Consider the following 14,747-nt stretch of genomic DNA (forward strand, 5'->3'; position numbering starts at 1 on the left):
GTGGTCGCCGAGCAGTTGATCGACGCCATTGATGCCGAGCTTCCCCAGACCCAGTGTACCAAGTGTGGCTTCGAGGGTTGCCGGCCTTATGCCGAGGCGATCGCCCGGGGCGAGGCGATCAACCGTTGCCCGCCCGGTGGCGACCAGACGCTAAAACGGCTAGCCGAGCTGACCGGACGGCCGGTCATCGCTTTGGCCGAGCCGCCCCAGGCGCCCACGCTTGCGGTGATTCGTGAGGCCGAGTGCATCGGCTGCACCAAATGCATTCAGGCCTGCCCGGTGGATGCGATCCTGGGTGCGGCCAAGCAGATGCACACGGTGATCGAGGACGAATGCACCGGCTGCGAACTCTGCGTGGCGCCCTGCCCGGTGGACTGCATCGACCTGGTGCCCCACCCACAGTGGCAAACGGCGAATTCCGAAGCGATGCGCCAGGATTATTTGGAGCGGCGCGCCATCAAGGGGCGCGAGCGCTTCATCGCCCGTAACCGCCGTCTGGCGCAGGAACAGGATGCCAAGCGCGCGCGACGGGCGGCGCGGGTGGCTCGGTCAGTACCGCCCGAGCGCACTCAAAGCCAACCGTCCCCGGCCGTATCGCCGAGCGCGCTGCGCGCCAGCAGGGCGCGCCAGGCGGCCGCCTTGAAGCGCCTTAAGCGCAAGCGGGATGCCCTCAGCGAGAGCCCCGAGCGCCAGGCGCTTTCCGAGCAGATCGAGCAGCAGCGCCGCGAGATCGAGAAGATCGACCTCGCTTTGGGCAAACAAGGGGCATCGCCCGGCGACGACACCAGCGCCGCCCGACGTCATCAGAAACGCCTGGCCTTGAAAGCCGCCGAGCAGTCGCTTCGCCACGTTCGCCAGCAGCTCGCTCATGCCAGGCGCCAGCAGGGCGCCGACGAGATCGCCCGGGTGGAACAGCAGCTGCAGAAAGCCCAGCAGGTCGTCGATAACGCTCGGGCCGCGCTCGAATCGGAAACGAGTTCATGAATCAGCAAAAGCGTTTCGAGATATTCTCGCGCCTGCGCGCCGAGAATCCCCATCCTACCACCGAGCTCAACTGGAGCACGCCCTTCGAGCTTCTCACCGCCGTGCTGCTCTCCGCCCAGGCGACCGATGTCGGCGTCAACAAGGCGATGGCGAAGCTCTTTCCCGTCGCCAATACGCCGGAGGCGATTCTCGAGCTCGGCCTCGACGGCCTGAAAGAGCATATCAAGACCATCGGGCTCTTCAATACCAAGGCGCAGAACCTGATGAAGACCTGCCAGCTTCTGGTCGAGCGCCACGGCGGCGAGGTGCCGCACACCCGCGAGGCGCTGGAGGCGCTGCCCGGCGTGGGGCGCAAGACCGCCAACGTGATTCTCAACACCGCCTTCGGCGTGCCTACCATCGCGGTGGATACCCACATATTTCGGGTTTCCAACCGCACTGGCCTTGCCAAGGGCAAGGACGTGGTGGAGGTCGAGCGCAAGCTCGAGCGCCACGTCCCCCGCGAGTTCAAGCAGGACGCCCACCACTGGCTGATCCTGCACGGCCGCTACACTTGCATCGCCCGCAAGCCGCGCTGCGGCAGCTGCATCATCGAGGATCTATGCGAGTTCAAGGAGAAGGTGGAGCTGTGAGCAGCGCCCTGTAGGCCCCCTCCCAGTTCGGCCACTCCCAGGCGCGGGTATCAAGCCTTGACGGCTGGCACGAGGGCTCGAGGAGCCACGCCGCGAGCCGCTGATAGAGCCCTTCGACCGTGCCGTCATAGCGGTAAGCCTCGGGATAGAGTTCGGGAAAGCAGAGCCGCTCGGGCACCAGCGGCCGGGCGCCGCACTGGGCCGCCTCCATCAGGGCCAGACCTTGAAACTCGTGCCAGGTGGTCGAGACCACGATACCCCCACCCGCCAGCAAGCGACGATACTCCCCTACCTCCTGCGGACCCCAGCAGACGATGTGATCGGCAAGGCGGGCGCGTGCCTGCTCGAACACCGCCGGCTCACCGCGAAAGCGCTGCCCCACCACGGCGAGTTCAAAAGCCACACCTTCTTCGCTGAGCCGGTACAGCACCGCGAAGAAGTCTTCAGGATTCTTGTCGTACTCCCAGCGGTGGTTCCACAGGATACGCCTTGATGCGTTGAGATCGGCTCCGGCTTTCCTGCGCGCCTCGATGGGCACAGGCATTATGCGCGCGCGTGCTCGCAGCGCTTCCAGCGGGCGGGCGGCGGCCAGGTTGTCCGGCATCTTCTTCAAGAATGCCCGAGCGCCGTCGATGAAGGAGTCGCGGTTGTAGGCAGTGTTGAAAACGATGTCATCGGCGGCCAGGGCCGCATAGAGATTCACCATCATCGCCTCTACCGGCGGCGCTTGATCGCTCGAGCTCGGATAGGCGAACTGGTTCTCGTGAAAGTAGACGATCTTGCGCGCCCGGGCGAGGTGCGGGAAAAGCCCGATGAGCGTGGCCAGATCGACCATCGAGGTGGCGAGCACCACATCGAAGGGCTGGCTCAAGCTAGCGTGCTCCTTGAGCCACCAGTTCAAGGGATTGCCGCGAATGCGCCAGGCGAAGTGGCGCGGGGCAAGGCTCAGCCGCGTCCACTCGATATCCTCGAGGCGTGCCGTCAGCTGGTCCGCCCAGTAGCGGTGGCTAACCGCCTCGTAAGCCGAGAGTAGCAGTACCCGCATCAAAGAAACCTTGTCATCCCAGCGCCTTGGCAAGAGGCTCGAGTATAACAAGCCCTGGCCATCCGTGATTGGCCAAGACTTTCACCCAAGGTCGCCTAGGCGCCTTGGTGGGCTGTCATTAAGCTTGAAGATATTTCGCTTCGTGCAGGAGAATGCCCTCATGATCGTCATCATCGATGATCGCCAGCGCCACCCTACCCGAGTGAGCACCCGACATGGCTGAAGGACTACCGAGGCGGCAGGCGCTGGTGGGCGGATGGCTCCTGCTCGGCGGTCTCGGCCTGGTAGGCGGCGCCTTTTTCGCGACCTGGCTCGACAGCCGCCTGGCGCTTTCCGGCGCGTCACGAGTAGCACTCTGGCTGGGCTCGCTGTCCGGCGGCCTCACGCTGCTGGCAGTGGGTTTTCTGCTGGAGCAGCGGCTGTTTCGACCGCTTCGCACGTTGCACGCGCAGTTGGCAAGGCTTCTTGCCACCCCGAACGCCACGTTCACGCCACCCGATGGCTGGCTGGCTGGCCTGGCACCGGAACTCATCCATATCACTTCTCGCCTGAAGGACCAACACGACAGCCGCGAGCAGGCGCGCCATGAGGGAGCGCTTGATACTCGGCGCGTTCGCCAGGCTCTCGAGACGCTGCTTCAGCATCTCGACACCCCCATCGTGGTATGCGACGGGCATCGACGCATTCTGCTGTTCAACCCGGCCGCCGAGGCGTTCTTTCCTGCCCCCGGCACGCTTGGGCTCGGCAAGCGCCTGGACACTCTGTTCACCGACCCCGCTCTGGTCGTGCGCTTTCAGGCGCTGATCGATAGCGACCCGGCCAAGGCGCCGCTTCCCCGCGAGATGCTTGCAAGGTTTGCCGAGCGTACGCTGTCGATCAATCTCACGCGGCTCCACGCTAACCCCGCCGAAGTGCTGATCACGCTGCGTGACGTCACTCACACCTGGCAAACTCAGCTGGAAACGCGAACTCGAATTCAGCAGGCTCTCGATGCTCTCGATGCAAAGCCTGAAACGCTGGCACTGGGGAACATGATGGCTTCGCTGAGTTTGCAGAGCGAGCAGTGGCGCTCGATCTGGTCGGATACCTTCTGGGACGTTCTGGACGAGCAGCTCGACCCGGCCCACAAGCTGATCACGCCTATCGGCGCGCCGGATGGTTTCACAGGCCATGCGCCGTCGCTCGTGGCGCTGTTCGATACCTTGATCAAAAGGCTGCACGGCGAGCTCCCGTACTGTGAATTCGAAGGAGAGATCAGGCGCGACGGCGAACGTCGCTGGCTCGCCTTGAGCTGGCCGGGCGAACCCGTCGATACCGACACGCTGCAGGGTTGGCGAGTGGTGCGACTCGAATCGCTCCCCCTAGCGCCAAGCGTCGAGGACGTGCTGAACCTGCATGGAAGCGAGCTGTGGAGCGATGCGAATGCAAGCGCAGGCCGCGCACGACTGTGCGTATCGCTCCCACACCCGGGCCCACGCCAGGCACCGCCGGCGCAACGCGCGCCGCGCCCCGAATTCCACGACTTCGATATTGCCTACCACGTATCGCCCGGTACCCCGCTGGATGAACGCCCTATCGAGCAGCTCGAGATCGTCGCCTTCGATACCGAGACCACCGGGCTCGATCTACGCGGCAACGACCGTATCGTGAGCCTAGGGGCGTGTCGCATCGTCAATGCCCGACTGCAGATGGACGACACCTTCGAGGCGTTGGTGAACCCGCGCCGTCCGATTCCCGCCGCGAGTACCGCCATTCATGGCCTGAGCGATCGGGATGTCGAGTACGCCCCCTCCTTGCCAGCAGTTTTCGCGCAGTTTCAGGTCTTCACCGGGGAGGCGATCCTTCTCGCTCACAACGCCTCATTCGACCTCTTGGCGCTGCGTCCCGCCGGCGTGTCGCTTACCAACCCAGTGATCGATACGCTCCTGATCTCGAAGGCGCTCGACAAGGCGCTTGATGAGCACGACCTGGACGCGCTGGCCGCACGCTACGATCTTGATTGCCCGCCGCTTGACCGACATACCGCGCTCGGGGATGCGCGCCTGGCTGCAAAGCTCTGGCTTGCGTTGCTTCCCCGTCTTAAAACGCGCAATGTTTCCACTCTGGCTCAGCTTCTAGAACTACAGAAAAGCGCTTATGCCAAGAACGATGGCAGCCGCTGAAAACCGCCGATTCCATTACGAATTTTTGAATAATCGCTGTAAACTGGATAACGTGGGTTAAGAGCAAGTTCCCGCATTTTCTATACTTTAATGCGTTGGAACTACTTTTCTAGTGCCATCAAGGTAGAGCCTCATACTATATGACGAGAGCCCGGGGGCCATGGAGTCGATGACAAGGAGCGTACCGAAATCAGCGTCTCTGGGTTACACCATCGCGTTGCAACCTATCGTCGATGCCGATCTCAACCATGTCGCCGATGAGCTGCTCTACCGTCATCATCACCGTGAGAGAACCGCGACCATCGACGACGATGTACAGGCGACCGCGCGCGCCTGCGCGGTGGCGATCTACGAGATCGGACTGGAGACGCTTTGCGAGCAACGCACCTTGTTCATCAACGTTTCCGAACAGTGGCTGCTCAATTCAGAGCTGTGTCGCCTGCCCACTGATCGCATCGTACTGGAAGTGCTCGAGTCGACGCCCCCCACCGCAGCGGTTCGCGATGCCATGGCCAACCTCAAGAGCATGGGCTATACCCTGGCACTCGATGATTTTCAGACCGACCAGGATCACGATTCCTTGCTCGATCATTGCCATATCGTCAAGTTCGATGTCTCTCGCGACCTGCCGCTCGCCCAGATCGAGTCGTTGAGAGCACAGGGTTTCACCCTGCTCGCCGAACGCGTGGAAACTCATGAAGCCTTCGACCGCTGCAAGGCGCTCGGCTTCTCGCTCTTTCAGGGCTACTTCTACGAGCGCCCTCGCATCCAACGCTCTCGTGGCACGCACCGAGACTCATCAAGTCTCACTCACCTGCTCTTGATCACCAAGCTCTATCGCAGCGAGATCGATCTCGGCGATTTATCTCGTTTGATCGCCAAGGATGCCTACTTGACCGAGGCGGTGTTGAAACGGGCAAAAGCAGTGACTCATGCCGACTCCCGCACTTCTGACACGCTGCGGGCATCGATAGAACGTCTGGGGGTGATCGAGCTCAGAATGCTGGTCACCATCATGCTACTGGCAAGTCACGGCCCTGCCAGCAAGCTCGAGATCATCAAAGGGCTTACTCGGGCGCTGGCCTGCCAGCAGGCGGCGTTCGAGCGTAGCGTGGGCGAAGAGGAGGGGTTCATGCTGGGGCTTTTCTCGCACATGCCGATGATTCTGGATGTGGAGCTCGAGACATTGATTCAGCAACTGCCTTTGACCTCGGACCAGGCCAAGGCCTTGACTCAACGCGCTGGCAGACTGGGCGCCTTGTTGAGTGACGTGGAGTCCGCCGAGCTTGGCGAGCATGTCGACGCGCTACCCGATACGCTACTTGAAAAGGCAGAAATCGAGGCGCAGCGCTGGATGGAAAAGACGCAATTCTAGGCGTCGGTCGCCCCCTGCGGCGTTGATGCCTCACGAGGATCCGCCTCGAACATCGCCTCGCCCACCTCATCGATGTAACGCTTGGCCTTGACCACCATCATCTCGTCGCAGGCCTCGCGACCGGGCAGCATGTCCGAGCGCTCGAAGCGGTGCTCGAGAACGCGCCCATCGGGGTCGACCTTGGTGATCGTGCCACTCACCCGGAACTGACCGCCTTGCGAATCCGGTCGGGAGACAATCGTGAAATCCCGGTAGTGAACGGGGTCGGTGGGCCTTACGCCGGTGGTCGGCTTGTCGCCACCGCTCATCAGGCCTGAAAACAGTTTCTTGAACATGACCATTTCCTGACATCTTGTTACGTGCAAGCGTAAAAAAAGCGGCCAGCCGTGCTGGCCGCTCGGGATCAGCTTTGCTTGCGACCCTTGCCTGCCGCGATGCGCAGGCGCAGCGCGTTGAGCTTGATGAAGCCCTCGGCATCCTTCTGGTTGTAGGCGCCGGCATCGTCTTCGAAGGTAGCGATCGATTCGTCGAACAGCGACTGCTCGGACTTGCGGCCCACCACGGTGGCATTGCCCTTGTAGAGCTTCATGCGCACGACGCCCGAAACGTTGCCCTGGGTCTCGTCGATGGCGGCCTGCAGCATGCGCCGCTCCGGACTCCACCAGTAGCCGTTGTAGATCACTTCGGCGTACTTGGGCATCAGCTGGTCTTTCAGGTGCGCCTCTTCACGGTCGAGGGTCAGCGACTCGATGGCGCGGTGGGCGCGCAGCATGATGGTACCGCCGGGGGTTTCATAGCAGCCGCGGGACTTCATGCCCACGTAGCGGTTCTCGACGATATCGAGACGACCGATACCGTTGTCGCCGCCGAGCTTGTTGAGCTTCTCGAGCACTTCGTGAGGCTTGAGCGCTTCACCATCGATGGCGACGATGTCACCCTTCTCGAAGGTCAGCTCGACGTAGGTCGGCGTCTCGGGTGCCGCTTCCGGCGAAACACTCCAGCGCCACATGTCCTCTTCGGCTTCTGCCCAGGGATCTTCCAGGATGCCGCCCTCGTAGGAGATGTGCAGCAGATTGGCATCCATGGAGTACGGCGATTTCTTCTTCTTGTTGGCGAAGTCGACGGGAATGCTGTGCTCTTCGCAATAGGCCATCAGCTTCTCGCGGGAGGTCAGGTCCCATTCGCGCCAGGGGGCGATGACCTTGACGCCGGGCTTGAGCGCATAGCCGCCGAGCTCGAAGCGAACCTGATCGTTGCCCTTGCCGGTGGCGCCGTGAGAGATCGCGTCGGCGCCGGTCTCGTTGGCGATCTCGATCAGGCGCTTGGCGATCAGGGGGCGCGCGATGGAGGTGCCCAGCAGGTACTCGCCTTCGTAGATGGTGTTGGCACGGAACATCGGGTAGACGTAGTCGCGCACGAACTCCTCGCGAAGATCCTCGATGTAGATCTCCTTGACGCCGAGGGCCTGCGCCTTGGCACGGGCAGGCTCGACTTCTTCCCCTTGGCCGATGTCGGCTGTGAAGGTCACGACTTCACACTGGTAGGTCTCTTGCAGCCATTTGACGATCACGGATGTGTCCAGGCCACCGGAATAGGCCAGCACAACCTTCTTGACATCGGACATTCTTCACTCCTCTGGGTCAACGACGCCTGCAGGCGGCCTGCAGGCGTCAACGCATGATTTACCGCACGAGTATAGCGCCCTCGCTGTCCGGCGAACACCGCCGAGGGCGAAGCCCGCGCAAAGCTGCTAGAATCACGCGACTGTTAGCGGTGGCATGCCGTTACTCTTACCTTACCGACTACTCGCTTTACCAAGGAGAGCTGCATGAGCGAGGCAATAGCCCGTGAAATGATGGCCCAGCGTTTTCGCAGTTATCTACCGGTCGTCATCGATCTGGAAACGGGAGGGTTCGATGCCCAGCGCGATGCGCTTCTCGAGATCGCCGCGGTGACGCTGACGATGGATTCCGACGGCAACCTGCTGCCTGACGAGACCTACGCCTTCCACGTCACGCCTTTTGAAGGCGCAAACGTCGAGCAGTCGGCGCTCGACTTCACCGGTATCAACCTGGACGACCCGCTGCGCAAGCAGGTGGCATTGTCGGAGGCCGACGCGCTAGCCGAGATCTTTCGTCCTATCCGCAAGTCGGTCAAGGCTCACAACTGCTCGCGGGCGATCCTGGTCGGCCATAATGCGGCTTTTGATCACGGCTTTCTCAACGCCGCGTCCAACCGCTGCAACGTCAAGCGCAGCCCCTTTCACCCGTTTTCGAGCTTCGATACCGCCACGCTCGCCGGCTTCGTCTACGGCCAGACCGTGCTGGCCCGCGCCTGCCGCGCGGCGGGCATCGAGTTCGACAACAAGGCGGCGCACTCGGCACGCTACGACACCGAACGGACCGCCGAGCTCTTCTGTGCCATGGTCAACCGCTACAAGGATCTGGGCGGCTGGCGGCTGGCCCAGCAGGAACAGGAGCTCGACACCCCGGAGTGACCCCGTGGTGCCCGACGCGCCTTTAGGCTAAACTTCGCGCCATTTATGGCGTCCGCTGAAGCGACCCTCACTGTGCGGCGCTCCAACCAATCGAATCAGGAGTCAAGACGTTTCCATGGCCCAGCATAACGCCTTCTACGCCCAGTCCGGTGGCGTCACCGCCGTCATCAACGCAAGCGCCTGCGGCGTTATCGAAGCCTGCCGTCAGGCGCCCGACCAGATCGGCAAGGTGTACGCCGGGCACAACGGCATCATCGGCGCGCTGACTGAGGATCTGATCGATGTGACCCAGGAGAGCGACCAGGCGATCGCCGCGCTCAGACATACGCCCGGCGGCGCGTTTGGGTCGTGCCGCTACAAGCTCAAGGACATCGAGACCCACCGCGCCCAGTACGAGCGGCTGATCGAGGTGTTCAAGGCGCACGACATCCGCTACTTCTTCTACAACGGCGGCGGCGACAGCGCCGACACCTGCCTGAAGGTATCGCAGCTCTCCGAGAAGCTCGGCTACCCGCTGACCGCCATCCACGTGCCCAAGACCGTGGACAACGACTTGCCGATCACTGACAACAGCCCCGGCTTCGGCAGCGTGGCCAAGTACATCGCCACCTCCACCCGCGAGGCGTCGCTCGACATCGCGTCGATGTGCGCCACCTCCACCAAGGTGTTCGTGCTCGAAGTGATGGGCCGCCACGCCGGCTGGATCGCCGCCGCCGGCGGGCTCGCCGGTGAAGGCGAAGGCGAACCGCCGCACCTGATCATCTTCCCGGAAGTGGCCTTCGATCGCCGCGCGGTAATGGCGCGGGTCGACGAGAGCGTCAAGAAGTACGGCTACTGCGTGATCGTCGTCTCCGAAGGGGCACGCTACGAGGACGGTACCTTCCTGGCCGACGCCGGTAACACCGACGCCTTCGGCCACCGCCAGCTCGGCGGCGTGGCGCCGACGCTCGCCGGCATGGTCAAGCAGGACCTGGGCTATAAGTATCACTGGGCAGTGGCGGATTATCTGCAGCGCGCCGCGCGCCACCTGGCATCCAAGACCGACGTCGAGCAGGCCTACGCCGTGGGCCGCGAAGCGGTCAGCTTGGCGCTGGCGGGCAAGAATTCGATGATGCCGGCGATTCGTCGCGTAAGTCAGGCGCCTTACCAGTGGGACGTGATCTCGGCACCGCTTGCCCAGATTGCCAACCAGGAGAAGTTCATGCCTCGTGATTTCATTTCCGAGGATGGCCTGGCGATCACCCAGGCGTGCCGCGACTACCTCTCGCCGCTCATCCAGGGTGAGGACTTCCCTCCCTTCGAGAACGGCCTGCCCAAGGTCGCCAAGCTCACGCTCGCCAAGGTGGAGAAGAAACTGCCGGCGTTCTCGCTCTAGGCAAACGCCGACGCGGCGCTGCTTGAACGGAAAACGGGGCGATGTCATCGCCCCGTTTTCCGTTCTGGCCTAGCGCAAGAGCCAGGAGAGCACGAGCAGCAAGAGCAGGATTCCCGCCACCCCCTGCCAGAAGCGGCGCGGTTCGCGATTAGGCTCTTCTGGTGCTGGCGCCCGCCCCAGAGGGACGCGAAAGGCGTGCAGAAGCTCCGACATGCGCCGAAAGCGCAGCGCCCGCTGCGGGTCTAATGCCCGGCGCAGTGCATCGTCCAGCGCTTGGGATATTTCCGGGTTGACGCTGCGCGCGCTCTTGTAGGTCAGCGACTCGAGGTCGGTGTGGCTGCGCAGGCGATCCGGCGTGAGGCTATAGGGTAACGCCCCGGTGAGCAGCCAGTAGACCGTGGACGCCAGCGAATACTGGTCGCTGCGCCGCCCGATACGATCGCCCAAGGCGTACTCCGGTGCGGTGTGCTCGGTGAAGCCCACCTGGCGCAACAGCTCGCCGGAGTTTTTGTGCCCCTCCATGTCGCGCATGTGACAGGCGCTGAAGTCGGCCAGCACCACCTGACCGTGCTGATCGATCAACACGTTGTCCGGCGTGACCAACTGGTGGATGATGTCGCGGTGATGGAGCGCCTGGATGGCCTTGCCGAGCTGATTGGCGATGTCCAGGCGCTGCTTGAGGCTCGCCTGGGGATGGCGGTCGGCCCACTGCTTGAGGGTCTCGCTCTCGACGTACGCCATCAGGTAGTAGAGATAGCGTCGCGGCCGCGACGGCGTGATCACCTTGATCACGAAGGGCGAATTGACCCGCTCCACCACCCACTGCTGGAGCAGGAAATGCTCCAGATAGGCGTTTCTCAGTGAAAGTTCGGGGCTTGGCGCCTTCATCATCATGGTGCGCCCGGTATGGCTGTCGCGCACCTTGTAGACCCTCGACTGGGCATTGCGCGACAGCACCTGTTCGACTTCCATGCCGTCGAGACGCTGGCCCGGCGAGAGCTCCGGGGGGATCGGCAGGTCGCCGTAGATCAGGGCCGGGTCGCTTTCGACCTCCTCGGGAAGCTCGTCGATACGCAGGATCTGGAAGCAGAACTGGTCGCCGCCATAGCCGCGCTCCTGGGCGCGCTGCTTGGCTTCCGCCGCCAGGCGCTCGCAGGCGGCGTCGAGATCGCTCGCGTTCGCGCGAATCAGGCGCACGTAGTCCGAAGGCATCAGGGTGCCGCGCACGCCTTGGGTGGTGAAGACGAAGAAGTCGCCCTGCTTGAGCGGCAAGGGGGTGTAGTCGATGTCGAGGCTGCCATCCATGCCCAGCGCCCGGGAGGGGTAGCGGTAGCCGCCCACATCGGTGACGTGGTCCCGGGTCAACTGTTCGAACTCCGCGCCGCGCAGGCGAAACACCAAGGTGTCGCCCATGTGGAACAGGAAGGAGTCGCGCCCGCGAAACACCATGGCGGACATCGAGGAGACGAAGCTCCCCTCCTTGACGTGCTGGCTCTGGCTGTAGCACCAACTGTTGAGCGCCAGCATCACCCGGGTCGCCGAGGTCTTGACGTCCCAGTGCTCCGGCGTCGAGAAGTAATCGGCCAGAAAGCCGCGCACGCTCAGATCGCCGGCCTGCTTGGCCATGGTATTGCGCGAAATGGAGTCGCTGATCACCGCGCAGGCGCCCTTGGTCGACAGCAGCGGCGACTCCGGTACGCGCACCGACATCGAGCTTCTATGCGTGCGCCGGTCCGGGGCGACAAACGCCTGACCGTAGCTGATCAGTAACTGTGCGTGCGCCAACTCGTCCTCCTTGGCCCTGGCGGGTAGTGGCCGTGTCGGACGGCCCTTGCGATGGGTGCCATGATACACGTTGTACTGGCCTTGCGATGCCCCGCCGAAAGTCGGTGGCGTCGCGAAGCTTCTTCATCGCCCCGCAATGCCAAAAAAAGCGCCTGCGCAAGACGCCGAATTGGTAATCCAGCGGGCTTGTTCGTATAATTCCTCGCAATTGCGCAGTACATCAACCGCTTAGACCACGCACACAAAACGCCAAGTTAAGGACTTCAAATGAATTTCGACCACATCCCCGCTGGTAAGGATCTGCCCAACGACATCTTTGTTGCGATCGAGATTCCGGCCAACCACGCGCCCATCAAGTACGAGATCGACAAGGACATGGGTGCCCTGCTGGTCGACCGCTTCATGGCGACCCCGATGTTCTACCCGGCGAACTACGGCTTCATCCCGCACACCCTGGCCGACGATGGCGACCCGCTCGACGCGCTGGTCGTCACCCCGCATCCGGTGGCGCCGGGCAGCATCATTCGTGCGCGCCCGGTCGGCATTCTCAACATGACCGACGAAGCCGGCGAAGACGCCAAGCTCGTGTGCGTGCCGCACCCGAAACTCAGCACACTCTACGACGACGTTCAGGAAGTGACCGACCTGCCCGAGCTTCTGCGTCAGCAGATCGCGCACTTCTTCGAGAACTACAAGGATCTCGAAAAAGGCAAGTGGGTGAAGGTCGAGTCCTGGGAAGGCGTGGACGCCGCGCGCAAGGCCATCGAGAAGTCCGCTGCCGCCTACCAGAAGGCGTAACACCTGATGCTGTGCAAGAAGGCCGCCACGAGCGGCCTTCTTGCGTTACGCCCGCCTGCCGGCGCGGCACGTCACCGCAGCCGCTACGCGAGCGAAGGTGCCTGCGTTAAGATGGCGAGGATACGATCGCCAAGGATTTACCGTGTTATCGACCAAGCGCTTGATGTTGCTGTGCCTGCTGCTCGGGCTTCCCTTGCTTGCTCAGGCCCAGTGGTTCTCCCAGAGCCAATCCTCCGACTTCCTGCCCGTCAACGAAGCCTTTCAAAGTCAGGCCTGGCATGACGGCGAGCGGGTCTACGTCGGCGTCACGATCCACGATGGCTACTACCTCTACCGCCATCAGCTCGACTTGAACCCAAGCAGCGAGCGAGCGGCAGACGCGCAGCTCGGCGCCTTGAGCATCCCGGAAGGTGAGCACATCACCGACGAGTTCGTCGGTGATGCCTACGTCTTTCGCCACCAGCTGGTTTTTGAAGCCCCCTTCGACGCCCCGCAGGATGGCCCGCTCAGTCTCGACTTTCGCTTTCAAGGTTGCGCCGATGCGGGGCTTTGCTATCCGCCGGAAACCGTCACCCTCGATGCAGCACAGACCACGGCACCCGCCGCCTTCGCCGGCTGGGAAAGCGAAGCGAACGCCGCCGCCCCGAGCGAAGGTAACGCCGAGGCCTTCACCGCGCCGCAAAGCGAGGATGGCCGGTTCAGCGCCCTGATCGGTCAGGCGAGCCTGCCGCTGATGCTCGGCCTCTTCTTCCTGGCCGGCCTGGGGCTGACCTTCACTCCGTGCGTGCTGCCGATGCTGCCGATCCTGGCCGCGATCATCGTCGGCCAGAACCCCAGCCGCCCTCGCGCCTTCGTGCTCTCGTCGAGCTACGTGCTGGGCATGGCGGCGACCTACGCCGTCGTGGGGGTGCTGATGGGGTTGTTCGGAGCCGGTCTCAATCTGCAGGCGCGGCTCCAGTCGCCGCCGGTGCTGATCGGCTTCGCGGTGCTCTTTACGCTGTTCGCGTTCGCCATGCTGGGGGCCTTCGACCTGCGTCTTTCGCCGCGGCTCGCCACGACCGTTGAGCGCTGGCAGGCCCGCGCCCAGCGCAGCGGCCCGCTCGGGCTCGCCGTGGCGGGGGCATTGTCGGTACTGGTGGTGTCTCCCTGCGTCACCGCGCCCCTGGCGGGGGCGCTGGTGTTCATCTCGAGTACCGGCGACGCCTTGGCCGGCGGCGCGGCGCTGCTGGCACTGGGTCTTGGCATGGGGCTGCCGCTGCTGCTCGCCGGCACTTTCGGCACCACCTTGCTGCCGCGCTCCGGCGCCTGGATGAACGGCGTGAAGGTCGCTTTCGCCCTGCTGCTGTTCGGCGTGGCGATCTGGATGATCGAGCGTCTGGTCGCGCCGCCGGTGGCGCTGCTGCTCTGGGCGGCGCTGGCCATCAAGACCGCTCTGGCCCTCGGGGCGCTCACCTCCAAGACGTCATCGAATGCCGCACGGGCGCGTCAGACGCTGGGCGTGATGCTGCTCGTCTGGGGCGTGGCACTGGTCTTCGGTGCCGCCCAGGGCGGCAGTGATCCACTGCGCCCCTTGCAGGGGCCTGCCACCTCTGCAGTCGAGGCGGTCCCTACGCTGGACTTCGAGACCGTCGACGGTCTCGAGGGGCTCGAGCAAGCGCTTTCGCGCACCGACGGGGGGCTTGCCTTCGTCCACTTCACCGCGCAGTGGTGCATCTCCTGCAAGCTGATGGAGCGCGATGTCTATCCGGATCCGCGCGTCGTCGAGGCACTCGACGATGTGACGCTCATCGCCGTCGACGTGACCGACACCACGGCGCAAAGCCGCGCGGCGCTGCAGGCTTTCGATCTCTTCGGCCCGCCAAGCCTGCTGTTCTTCGAGGGCGAGCGCGAGGTGCGCGCTGCGCGCATCCAGGGCGAGGTGGATGCCGAAGCGCTCGCGGCACACCTCGATTCGCTCAAGCGCTACGTTCGCGATGAACATGACGCCTGAGTCTCTTGCTCAGCCCTCGGCGCTCGAGGGCGGCCGATGCTGGACAACACGCGGGTTTTTCGGCAAACTCCGCCTCCATAGTGCAAACAGACGCTTTTACGGTC

General features: G+C 63.5%; 12 protein-coding genes. 8 read left to right on the top strand and 4 right to left on the bottom strand.

Features of this window, described 5'->3' with window-relative positions:
- Complete coding sequence (locus tag GEV37_RS12850) at nucleotides 1-984, top strand: RnfABCDGE type electron transport complex subunit B (RefSeq protein ID WP_227390657.1); 984 nt, start codon at nucleotides 1-3, stop codon at nucleotides 982-984.
- Nucleotides 981-1,616 (top strand): endonuclease III, encoded by a 636-nt coding sequence (gene nth, locus GEV37_RS12855; protein ID WP_227390658.1) that lies wholly within the window; start codon nucleotides 981-983, stop codon nucleotides 1,614-1,616. The genes GEV37_RS12850 and nth overlap by 4 nt, the downstream gene beginning before the upstream one ends.
- Here the strand turns inward: nth and GEV37_RS12860 are convergent.
- Nucleotides 1,594-2,661 (bottom strand): tRNA-queuosine alpha-mannosyltransferase domain-containing protein, encoded by a 1,068-nt coding sequence (locus GEV37_RS12860; protein WP_227390659.1) that lies wholly within the window; start codon nucleotides 2,659-2,661, stop codon nucleotides 1,594-1,596. The genes nth and GEV37_RS12860 overlap by 23 nt on opposite strands.
- Nucleotides 2,662-2,876: 215 nt before the next feature.
- Here GEV37_RS12860 and GEV37_RS12865 point away from each other — a divergent pair, with 215 nt between their 5' ends.
- Together GEV37_RS12865 and GEV37_RS12870 are read left to right on the top strand one after the other, a co-directional pair.
- Nucleotides 2,877-4,823 (top strand): exonuclease domain-containing protein, encoded by a 1,947-nt coding sequence (locus GEV37_RS12865; RefSeq protein ID WP_227390660.1) that lies wholly within the window; start codon nucleotides 2,877-2,879, stop codon nucleotides 4,821-4,823.
- Nucleotides 4,824-4,992: 169 nt separating this feature from the next.
- The gene (locus tag GEV37_RS12870; protein WP_227390661.1) at nucleotides 4,993-6,198 is read left to right on the top strand and encodes an EAL and HDOD domain-containing protein; all 1,206 of its coding nucleotides are present in this window, start codon (nucleotides 4,993-4,995) and stop codon (nucleotides 6,196-6,198) included.
- Here the strand turns inward: GEV37_RS12870 and GEV37_RS12875 are convergent.
- A complete protein-coding gene (locus GEV37_RS12875) occupies nucleotides 6,195-6,533 on the bottom strand; it encodes an HlyU family transcriptional regulator (protein ID WP_227390662.1) in 339 nt (112 codons plus the stop codon). The genes GEV37_RS12870 and GEV37_RS12875 overlap by 4 nt on opposite strands.
- A 68-nt stretch (nucleotides 6,534-6,601) precedes the next feature.
- The gene (locus GEV37_RS12880) at nucleotides 6,602-7,822 is read right to left on the bottom strand and encodes an argininosuccinate synthase (protein ID WP_227390663.1); all 1,221 of its coding nucleotides are present in this window, start codon (nucleotides 7,820-7,822) and stop codon (nucleotides 6,602-6,604) included.
- Between the two features lie 204 nt (nucleotides 7,823-8,026).
- Here GEV37_RS12880 and rnt point away from each other — a divergent pair, with 204 nt between their 5' ends.
- Both rnt and GEV37_RS12890 read left to right on the top strand, forming a co-directional pair.
- Nucleotides 8,027-8,695, top strand: a complete 669-nt coding sequence (gene rnt / locus GEV37_RS12885) for a ribonuclease T (protein WP_227390664.1) — start codon at nucleotides 8,027-8,029, stop codon at nucleotides 8,693-8,695.
- Nucleotides 8,696-8,810: 115 nt separating this feature from the next.
- The gene (locus GEV37_RS12890) at nucleotides 8,811-10,070 is read left to right on the top strand and encodes a 6-phosphofructokinase (protein ID WP_227390665.1); all 1,260 of its coding nucleotides are present in this window, start codon (nucleotides 8,811-8,813) and stop codon (nucleotides 10,068-10,070) included.
- Between the two features lie 69 nt (nucleotides 10,071-10,139).
- Here the strand turns inward: GEV37_RS12890 and GEV37_RS12895 are convergent, their stop codons facing one another.
- A complete protein-coding gene (locus GEV37_RS12895) occupies nucleotides 10,140-11,855 on the bottom strand; it encodes a bifunctional protein-serine/threonine kinase/phosphatase (protein ID WP_227390666.1) in 1,716 nt (571 codons plus the stop codon).
- A 267-nt stretch (nucleotides 11,856-12,122) separates the two neighbouring features.
- On the opposite strand from GEV37_RS12895, the gene ppa reads away from it, so the two are divergent.
- Nucleotides 12,123-12,653: an inorganic diphosphatase gene (ppa, locus tag GEV37_RS12900; RefSeq protein ID WP_227390667.1), complete on the top strand. Its 531-nt coding sequence runs from the start codon at nucleotides 12,123-12,125 to the stop codon at nucleotides 12,651-12,653.
- A 142-nt stretch (nucleotides 12,654-12,795) separates the two neighbouring features.
- Nucleotides 12,796-14,643 (top strand): protein-disulfide reductase DsbD, encoded by a 1,848-nt coding sequence (dsbD, locus tag GEV37_RS12905; RefSeq protein WP_227390668.1) that lies wholly within the window; start codon nucleotides 12,796-12,798, stop codon nucleotides 14,641-14,643.
- The last annotated feature ends 104 nt before the right edge of the window (nucleotides 14,644-14,747 follow it).

The organism is Vreelandella malpeensis, assembly GCF_020622355.1.
In the GTDB taxonomy this organism is placed as follows: domain Bacteria; phylum Pseudomonadota; class Gammaproteobacteria; order Pseudomonadales; family Halomonadaceae; genus Vreelandella; species Vreelandella malpeensis.

Excerpts from the sequence above, each read along its gene's own strand:
- nth (WP_227390658.1), top strand. The coding sequence starts at position 981 with ATGAATCAGCAAAAGCGTTTCGAGATATTCTCGCGCCTGCGCGCCGAG.
- GEV37_RS12860 (WP_227390659.1), bottom strand. The coding sequence starts at position 2,661 with ATGCGGGTACTGCTACTCTCGGCTTACGAGGCGGTTAGCCACCGCTAC.
- GEV37_RS12865 (WP_227390660.1), top strand. The coding sequence starts at position 2,877 with ATGGCTGAAGGACTACCGAGGCGGCAGGCGCTGGTGGGCGGATGGCTC.
- GEV37_RS12870 (WP_227390661.1), top strand. The coding sequence starts at position 4,993 with ATGACAAGGAGCGTACCGAAATCAGCGTCTCTGGGTTACACCATCGCG.
- GEV37_RS12875 (WP_227390662.1), bottom strand. The coding sequence starts at position 6,533 with ATGTTCAAGAAACTGTTTTCAGGCCTGATGAGCGGTGGCGACAAGCCG.
- GEV37_RS12880 (WP_227390663.1), bottom strand. The coding sequence starts at position 7,822 with ATGTCCGATGTCAAGAAGGTTGTGCTGGCCTATTCCGGTGGCCTGGAC.
- rnt (WP_227390664.1), top strand. The coding sequence starts at position 8,027 with ATGAGCGAGGCAATAGCCCGTGAAATGATGGCCCAGCGTTTTCGCAGT.
- GEV37_RS12890 (WP_227390665.1), top strand. The coding sequence starts at position 8,811 with ATGGCCCAGCATAACGCCTTCTACGCCCAGTCCGGTGGCGTCACCGCC.
- ppa (WP_227390667.1), top strand. The coding sequence starts at position 12,123 with ATGAATTTCGACCACATCCCCGCTGGTAAGGATCTGCCCAACGACATC.